The sequence below is a fragment of the Methylobacterium sp. WL12 genome, assembly GCF_008039475.1.
GTDB classification, from domain to species: Bacteria; Pseudomonadota; Alphaproteobacteria; order Rhizobiales; family Beijerinckiaceae; genus Methylobacterium; species Methylobacterium cerastii.
In genome coordinates, this window is sequence record NZ_VRUW01000146.1 from 1 (window position 1) to 6,084 (window position 6,084).

Genomic DNA, 6,084 nt, shown 5'->3' on the forward strand with positions numbered 1-6,084 from the left:
TGTTCGCCTACATCGAGGGCTACTACAATCGGCAGCGCATCCACTCGGCCCTCGGATACATCACACCCGAGCAAGCCGAACGGAACGCGAGCTAAACCCCGTGTCCGTGGAACCGGGGGAGGATCACTTCATCAGCGTCGCGACATGGCAGCGCCCGATGGCGATGCCCTCCTTGTTCAGCAGGTCACGCAGCATCCGGCTGCCTGCGAAGGGGAGTTCGAGATGCAGTTCGTCCATCCGCCGCATCACGGCGAGATCGGCTACCGAGACCGGTCGTGGCAGGTAGTAGACGCTGCCCCGGCTGAACCCGAGCGCCTTGGCCTGGCCGGCGATGGGGAGATTGTGCCCGCGATCGATCATCGCTTTGCGCTCAGAAGACCGGCCTTGCCGAGCGCGCCGGACAAAAAATCGTTGGTCAGCGTCAGTTCGCCGATCTTGGCGTGCAGCGTCTTCACGTCGATGGCTGGTGCCGCCTCCGGCCTGGCCGCGGCTCCGAACACCCCGGCGGCCCCGTCGAGAAGCTGAGCCTTCCAAATCGTAATCTGATTAGGGTGGACATCGAACTGCTGAGCCAGTTCAGCCAGGGTCTTCTCGCCTCGCAGGGCAGCCAGAGCCACCTTCGCCTTGAAGGCCGGGAGGTGGTTCCGGCGCTGTCGCTTGCTCATCATTGCTCCTGATCCGCAGCCATCCTGGCCGCCGTCAGGCAGAAACTCCACTCAGCCCCACTGTGCAGATTCCCCGAGCCACCTCTCAACCATCTCCAGCAGCGCCACGCCGGCCGCCGAAATGATGTTGCCCCTGCCGCCCCATGGAAGCGGCACGAACGGGATCACCACCTCCGGCAGCACGGTCTCAGACACTTCGGCCTCCTGGTCCGCATCGTTGCCGCGCATCCATACGACCTGACTGCCGTGGTGGTTCTCGGGGGCGGCCAACGAGGGTTCCGCGTCCCCGCCGTCCTCGGCGTCGGTGTCCCCGTCCATGCGGTCGAGGATCGCGAGCAGGTTGTCCGCGGTGTCGAGGGCGGACTGCGCCGCTTCCTCGATCACGCGTCGGGTCTCGGCCGGCGAGGGTGCCGGAGGGACGTGCGGCGCCACGGCGCGCGGGCGGAAGGCGATGACGTTGTCCATGGGTCAGGCGTCCACCAGTGCGAGGAGTTCGCGGGCAAACGCCCTCGTCTCAGCGGCGTCGCCGTTCTCTACGGTGGCGAGCGCCAGGGTTCTGATGCGGATTTCGCGGTCGGTCACACTGTCAGGTTGGCGACGGCGGGCTTCATCGACACAGCGACTAACAACGCCTCCAAGAGCCTCCGCAAGGCGCACCACGAAGTCTCCGGCTTCGTTGGTCTGGTTCTCGTCGTCGGGACGAGACCGCGGCTGAGCGGCCAGCCCATAAGAGATATCGCTGAGCACAACAGCATGCTCGCGGAGCGTGTCGAGCGTTCGCATCGACATCGCCGAGAAGTCGATGCCTGCAAAGATGTTTCCGAACGGATCTGGCTTCCTGCCGTGATCGGTGGCGCTGGCGGCCCCGGCCATGACCGATGATCCGCGCCAATCCACGCTGGCCACCGCACAACAGCTTTCGATGAGAGACCGCACGGCCTCCTTGTCGATATTCTCGTCGGCGTCGGGCAGCCCGTCCTCTTCGTAAGCCCCCTGCGCCCAGACGTGCGGGATCACCGCACGGGCCTGAACCGCCAAGTCGCCCAACGTGCGAGCTGGTAGCTTGAGGATTGTCAGGGAGAGTTCACCGGCCGTCTCGAATGCCTTTTCCTCAATGTCGCGAGCGTCTGAAACACCGGGGAGGGCGTAGGCGGCCTGAAGGTCCGCCTTGCTCGGGCCACCACGAGCCTTCGCGGCCTCTATGAGAGCCGTGAAGCGCTGGTTTGGCTCTCGGTTGGCTTCGACAGCCTTGCGCCACGTTGCATGGGCGGTATCGAACTCACGCCCCATCGCCAGAAGGCTAGTGGTCGGCTCCGGTCCTGTCGGCATAGGATGCGCCATGCTCTCGGCCGCCGCATCAGAGGTCGGGGCGACGCCCCAAGTGGCTTCGATCCGGGCGCGAATAGCAGGATCGCGCAGGTCGCCGTTGCACATCAGCTCGTGCCGGATGAGCGTTTCGAGTTGGGTGTTAGCGTCCCGTTCGTTCGCAGGCTGGCGACGGTCGATCTCAGCCGCGATGCGATCCCGGATCTCCGCAACGCGCTCCTGCTCACGTTCCAGCAAGTCGCCCGCGGCGGTGTTGACCCGGAATTCGCCCTTGCTCCCGTTGGCGTAGGGGAGGTGGAGTTCGGTGCACCATGCGTTCGAGGCCGCGTCGAACCGATCAAACAACGCTCCAAGCTGCGTGACGCTCAGAGCTGACAGATCAATAAGCGCGGCCTGTTCAACGGCGAAGGCTCGCGCGTCAGGCGCGTCGGGAACGGCCTTCGGGTCCGGCTTGGTCCCGCTCGTCACGCGGTCGGCGGTCTCTCTGAGGGCAGCGGCGCGCTCTTTCAGGGAAGGGCGGTCAGCGCCCCGGCGGAAGGGATTGGACAGTCTGAGAGAGGGCACGGGCGTACTCCTGTGATCCTGTGATGAAGGGATGCCCGGCGGGGCCGACCCGCCGAGAGCGGGCGGCGTTAGGCGTCGTCAGATGCCTCAGCTTCGGCCTCAGCGATGGCCCAGGCCGGAAGGCTGCCCTGGGCTCTAAAAAGCACGGCATCCCGAGCCATGGAGTCCGGTTCATCCCCAAAGCCCGCAAATCCCGGCGGCAGCGCCGTTCCGGTGATGGCGAGCACGGCGCGGGTAAGGGCGACAGCCGCCTTCATCTGCCGGTCCTCGCTGCCGCAGAGAGAGACCTCTAGCTCGATCGTTGCAGCCAAGGCTGCGAGCGCGAGACCGTCGAAGGCCCGCGGCGTCGGCAGAGCTAAGATTTCCTCACAGAGATCCCAGCACCGCCACAACACGAGGCGGCAGGCTTCCTCCTCAACAGAGCCGATGCGGCCGCCGCTGCCGATAGGCTTGGACGCCCGGTCCTCGGCGTAGGCGTTCAGCAGACGAGCGAGATAGTCGGCGCGACCGTCGCTCGCGACCGGCGCCGAGGCGGCCAGCGCTGGCAGCGGCAGGGCAGCGGCCATGGAGCCCGCCAGCATGGCGCGACGGCCTTGGTTGGTCTCGGGCGTGATGCCCTCGGCCTTGGCCTTCATCCCTACAAGCCGCTCGCGCAGGGTCGGCTTCGAGGGGCTTCGTTGTAGTATCTTGATCGCTCGCATTGGAGTGTACTCTTAAACTTGATAGCTCGATAGACATGCAGCCTTTCCGAAAAGGACAGGGCTCAGAGTAGGGAGGCGAGCCCCGTGAGCACGCAGCCGCCGCCGATGATCGCGACGGCGGCCAGCAGCTCGCCGGCCATGCTGATGAAGCGCCGGCCATGGGCGAAGGCGGTGTCGGGACGGATCGCGGCGACGGCCTGCCAAGGCTCGTCCTCGCCGGGCAGGGCTTCGTTTGCCGGGGCAAGCGCCGCATGCTGGCTGTAGCGATCAACGCCCGGCAGCAGGCGAGCCGGCGAGGGCGGCAGGCGACCCGATGGGAAGGCATAGAGGATCGTGACGGGCGGCAGGTTGCTGCCGAGGAACAGGGTCAGGTCCGCGACGCGGGCCTCGGCGATGCCGTAGCCAGGCTGATGGGCGGCCGAGAACTCCGTCTCCTCGCCAAGCCACCAGCGCAGGTGCCCGAGCAGGGCGAGCGCCCCGAACCGGGAGGCGCAAGGCGTAGTCACCAGGGCGTCCGTAGCGGCGTCGTAGTCGTCGTTGGCAATGACCGACGCCTTGCCCTCGGGGGCGACCTGATAGGCGTCGTAGGCGCAGGGATGGCGAAGGGAAAGGGGCGGGCCGATCAGCCCGGCAGAGCGCAGGGCTGGCTCAGTTCGCTCGCCAGCAAGCGCCAGCGGCGGGCAAGGCCGAGCGCCCAGGCATGGGCCGCGCGCTGGTCAGTCTCGCCGGCAGCGATGCGGAGCCGGTAGGAGGCCGCAAGGCGCAGGCAGATCGCGTGATCCTGCCGGGCATGCAGCAGGCGGACGGCAGGGGAGCGGATCAGGTCGGAGACCATCGGTCCGGCCTCAGTGCGCGCGGACGAGGCGGGAAGCCTTGGCGGCAGCCCAGGCACCCTTGAGGGCGTAGGACATGCACACGCCACATGCGTCGCCGGTCACTTCCATGCGGGCCTGAGCGGCGCGGGTCGCAGCGCGCATGATGGCGGAGCGATCGAACGTGCCATCACGGCGGGTCAGGGCCTCGGTGCGGGCGAAGCGCTTGGCGCTCTCGGTGGCGGCGACGATAGCGGCGCGGGAGGTGATGAAGGCGCGGCGGGCGTCGGCGGTCAGGCGAGGATCAGCAGCGCGGGCGATGTGCGAGTGGGGGATGAGGTTGGCGTAGCGCATCGGGGCGGCTCTTCGTCATATGATTTCGTTGAAAATCAGATTGAAGATATGACCGTCGCCTGTCAATGCCTTTGTCCGACGATTGACGAAAAAATATGACGTGCTATCTTGCTGGCATGCTCACCCCCGCTTTGTCTCGCGCAGCGCGCGCCCTTCTGGACTGGTCGCAGGAGCAGTTGGCGGAGGCGTCACACCTCGGCCTCTCAACCGTCCGGGATTTCGAGAGGGGGCGTCGCGTGCCGAGCCACAATAATCTCGCGGGCATCGAGCGCGCCCTACGGGACGCTGGGATCGACTTCACGCCCGAGAACGGGGGCGGGGCTGGCGTCAGGTTCCGAGTGCGAGCGGACGGTGCGCAGGGCGAGCACTGAGGCGGTGGCTTTCGTTTGCACCGTTAGTCAGGGGGCTTTTCGGGTCCAAGTCTTCCAAGCCGGTGTCTCGGGCATTGCCATCATCAACATCGGTCATGACGATGCCGAGCCTCTGAACTACTCGGCAGCCGTAGGACTAGATGTGCTACCTGGAGGGCTCTCTGAACTCTATTTCCACATCGTTGAGGCCGATGGCGCAACTGGCGGGGAGCACCTCTTCTGGAGCGGCAAGGATACTGGCTTCATCGTCAATCCTGAGGATCGGGAAGCGACCCTTGTTAGTGTCCTTACTGGTCTCAAAGGGCTCCTCTCGATGATAGGGCCAGACGAGTTCGTATGGTTCACCTATGACGAGCGCTTACCCAAGAAAGCCCTGCTCAAGTTCCAGGCGATCCGGCAGACCATCGAACGCTGCGGATACGCCGTCATGTCGACACGCGCCTCGGCAGGGCGGAAGGCATGGAAAGCCATGCGCTTGCCATCAGCCGCAATTGACATCGAGGAGGCCGAGGCCAATCCTATTGACCTGAGGGAATGAGGCCATGACGTTCGAAGAACTGGCAGTGCTGGCCGAGACCGCTGAAGAGCGGGCCAAGGGCTATCTGCGCGAGGCGCTTGCCGATCCGGACATCAAGGCTGCCGTGCACAGCCGCTACGTGCCACACGTCTTGGCGGGGCCTGCTGTCGCGAACGACCAGCCTCGGGCACCTTCCAAGGGGCGCAAGCGAGCTTAAGCACTGTCTCGCCCAACAGCGTATTGACCTGTTGGCAAACAAGCAAAGATGCTTTTCTCGAAAGCCGAGCCCTGGCCCGGCTAGTAGTGAGATGAACGAAGCACCCGTCGCCCCGTGATCAGATCGGGGAACGGGCCTGCCTCGCCCTCAGCGATCCATTAAGCGCCTGCTAACTACGAGCCGACACGCTCGCTGGCATGTCAAAGCGTACCAAGCGGACCGCACGAGCCCTTCTCTGGATCACGTCGCTGTCCCTCTGCGGCTTCGCGGCCGCCATGCTGATGCAGGCCAACCGGCCGTCGGATCAGGGTAAGCGCTCGGTGGAGGCTCGGCGTTGTATTTCGGTCGCGTCGTCTTCCTGAAGGCCGGCTGACCGAGGGGATGACCGTGCGCCGATCTGGATGTTTTGCGGTGACGAGATGCTTTTCTAGCCCGACGTCGTGCTGCGGCGGCCCGACGTCGTGCTGCGGCGTGCTGACAGGGAAAGGATCAATCCCAAATCGGCCTGTGCGGTCGACAAAGCGCCCTGCGTCCACACCAGAATGATCATCGTGCGG

General features: G+C 65.5%; 10 protein-coding genes and 1 pseudogene. 4 read left to right on the plus strand and 7 right to left on the minus strand.

Annotated elements, in window-relative coordinates; all coding sequences use genetic code 11:
• On the plus strand, nt 1-95 hold a 95-nt coding region (locus FV226_RS29115; RefSeq protein WP_348643097.1), incomplete at its 5' end, for an IS3 family transposase.
• A gap of 31 nt (nt 96-126) precedes the next feature.
• Here FV226_RS29115 and FV226_RS26455 read toward each other — a convergent pair.
• From FV226_RS26455 to FV226_RS26485, 7 genes and pseudogenes are all read right to left on the minus strand, one after another.
• Nucleotides 127-665: pseudogene (locus FV226_RS26455) on the minus strand (IS3 family transposase); the annotation flags it as partial.
• Nucleotides 666-716: 51 nt separating this feature from the next.
• On the minus strand, nt 717-1,130 hold the full coding sequence (locus FV226_RS26460; RefSeq protein ID WP_147765263.1) for a hypothetical protein: 414 nt from the start codon (nt 1,128-1,130) through the stop codon (nt 717-719).
• 3 nt (nt 1,131-1,133) lie between these two features.
• Nucleotides 1,134-2,459 (minus strand): hypothetical protein, encoded by a 1,326-nt coding sequence (locus FV226_RS26465; RefSeq protein WP_147765264.1) that lies wholly within the window; start codon nt 2,457-2,459, stop codon nt 1,134-1,136.
• Nucleotides 2,460-2,623: 164 nt separating this feature from the next.
• Nucleotides 2,624-3,256 carry a hypothetical protein gene (locus FV226_RS26470; RefSeq protein ID WP_147765265.1) on the minus strand — a complete coding sequence of 211 codons (633 nt, stop codon included), beginning with the start codon at nt 3,254-3,256 and terminating at the stop codon, nt 2,624-2,626.
• A 62-nt stretch (nt 3,257-3,318) separates the two neighbouring features.
• Nucleotides 3,319-3,762 carry a hypothetical protein gene (locus FV226_RS26475; RefSeq protein ID WP_147765266.1) on the minus strand — a complete coding sequence of 148 codons (444 nt, stop codon included), beginning with the start codon at nt 3,760-3,762 and terminating at the stop codon, nt 3,319-3,321.
• Between the two features lie 116 nt (nt 3,763-3,878).
• On the minus strand, nt 3,879-4,091 hold the full coding sequence (locus tag FV226_RS26480) for a hypothetical protein (RefSeq protein WP_147765267.1): 213 nt from the start codon (nt 4,089-4,091) through the stop codon (nt 3,879-3,881).
• Nucleotides 4,092-4,101: 10 nt separating this feature from the next.
• Nucleotides 4,102-4,422, minus strand: coding sequence for a hypothetical protein (locus tag FV226_RS26485; protein WP_147765268.1), 321 nt, complete (start codon nt 4,420-4,422; stop codon nt 4,102-4,104).
• A 116-nt stretch (nt 4,423-4,538) separates the two neighbouring features.
• Here FV226_RS26485 and FV226_RS26490 point away from each other — a divergent pair, with 116 nt between their 5' ends.
• Genes FV226_RS26490 through FV226_RS26500 form a run of 3 tightly spaced genes read left to right on the plus strand, consistent with a single transcriptional unit; the run spans nt 4,539 to nt 5,527 of the window.
• Nucleotides 4,539-4,793: a helix-turn-helix transcriptional regulator gene (locus FV226_RS26490; protein ID WP_147765271.1), complete on the plus strand. Its 255-nt coding sequence runs from the start codon at nt 4,539-4,541 to the stop codon at nt 4,791-4,793.
• A gap of 4 nt (nt 4,794-4,797) precedes the next feature.
• Complete coding sequence (locus FV226_RS26495) at nt 4,798-5,331, plus strand: hypothetical protein (protein ID WP_147765269.1); 534 nt, start codon at nt 4,798-4,800, stop codon at nt 5,329-5,331.
• Nucleotides 5,332-5,335: 4 nt separating this feature from the next.
• The gene (locus tag FV226_RS26500; RefSeq protein WP_147765270.1) at nt 5,336-5,527 is read left to right on the plus strand and encodes a hypothetical protein; all 192 of its coding nucleotides are present in this window, start codon (nt 5,336-5,338) and stop codon (nt 5,525-5,527) included.
• The last annotated feature ends 557 nt before the right edge of the window (nt 5,528-6,084 follow it).

Excerpts from the sequence above, each read along its gene's own strand:
- FV226_RS26460 (WP_147765263.1), bottom strand. The coding sequence starts at position 1,130 with ATGGACAACGTCATCGCCTTCCGCCCGCGCGCCGTGGCGCCGCACGTC.
- FV226_RS26470 (WP_147765265.1), bottom strand. The coding sequence starts at position 3,256 with ATGCGAGCGATCAAGATACTACAACGAAGCCCCTCGAAGCCGACCCTG.
- FV226_RS26480 (WP_147765267.1), bottom strand. The coding sequence starts at position 4,091 with ATGGTCTCCGACCTGATCCGCTCCCCTGCCGTCCGCCTGCTGCATGCC.
- FV226_RS26485 (WP_147765268.1), bottom strand. The coding sequence starts at position 4,422 with ATGCGCTACGCCAACCTCATCCCCCACTCGCACATCGCCCGCGCTGCT.
- FV226_RS26490 (WP_147765271.1), top strand. The coding sequence starts at position 4,539 with ATGCTCACCCCCGCTTTGTCTCGCGCAGCGCGCGCCCTTCTGGACTGG.
- FV226_RS26500 (WP_147765270.1), top strand. The coding sequence starts at position 5,336 with ATGACGTTCGAAGAACTGGCAGTGCTGGCCGAGACCGCTGAAGAGCGG.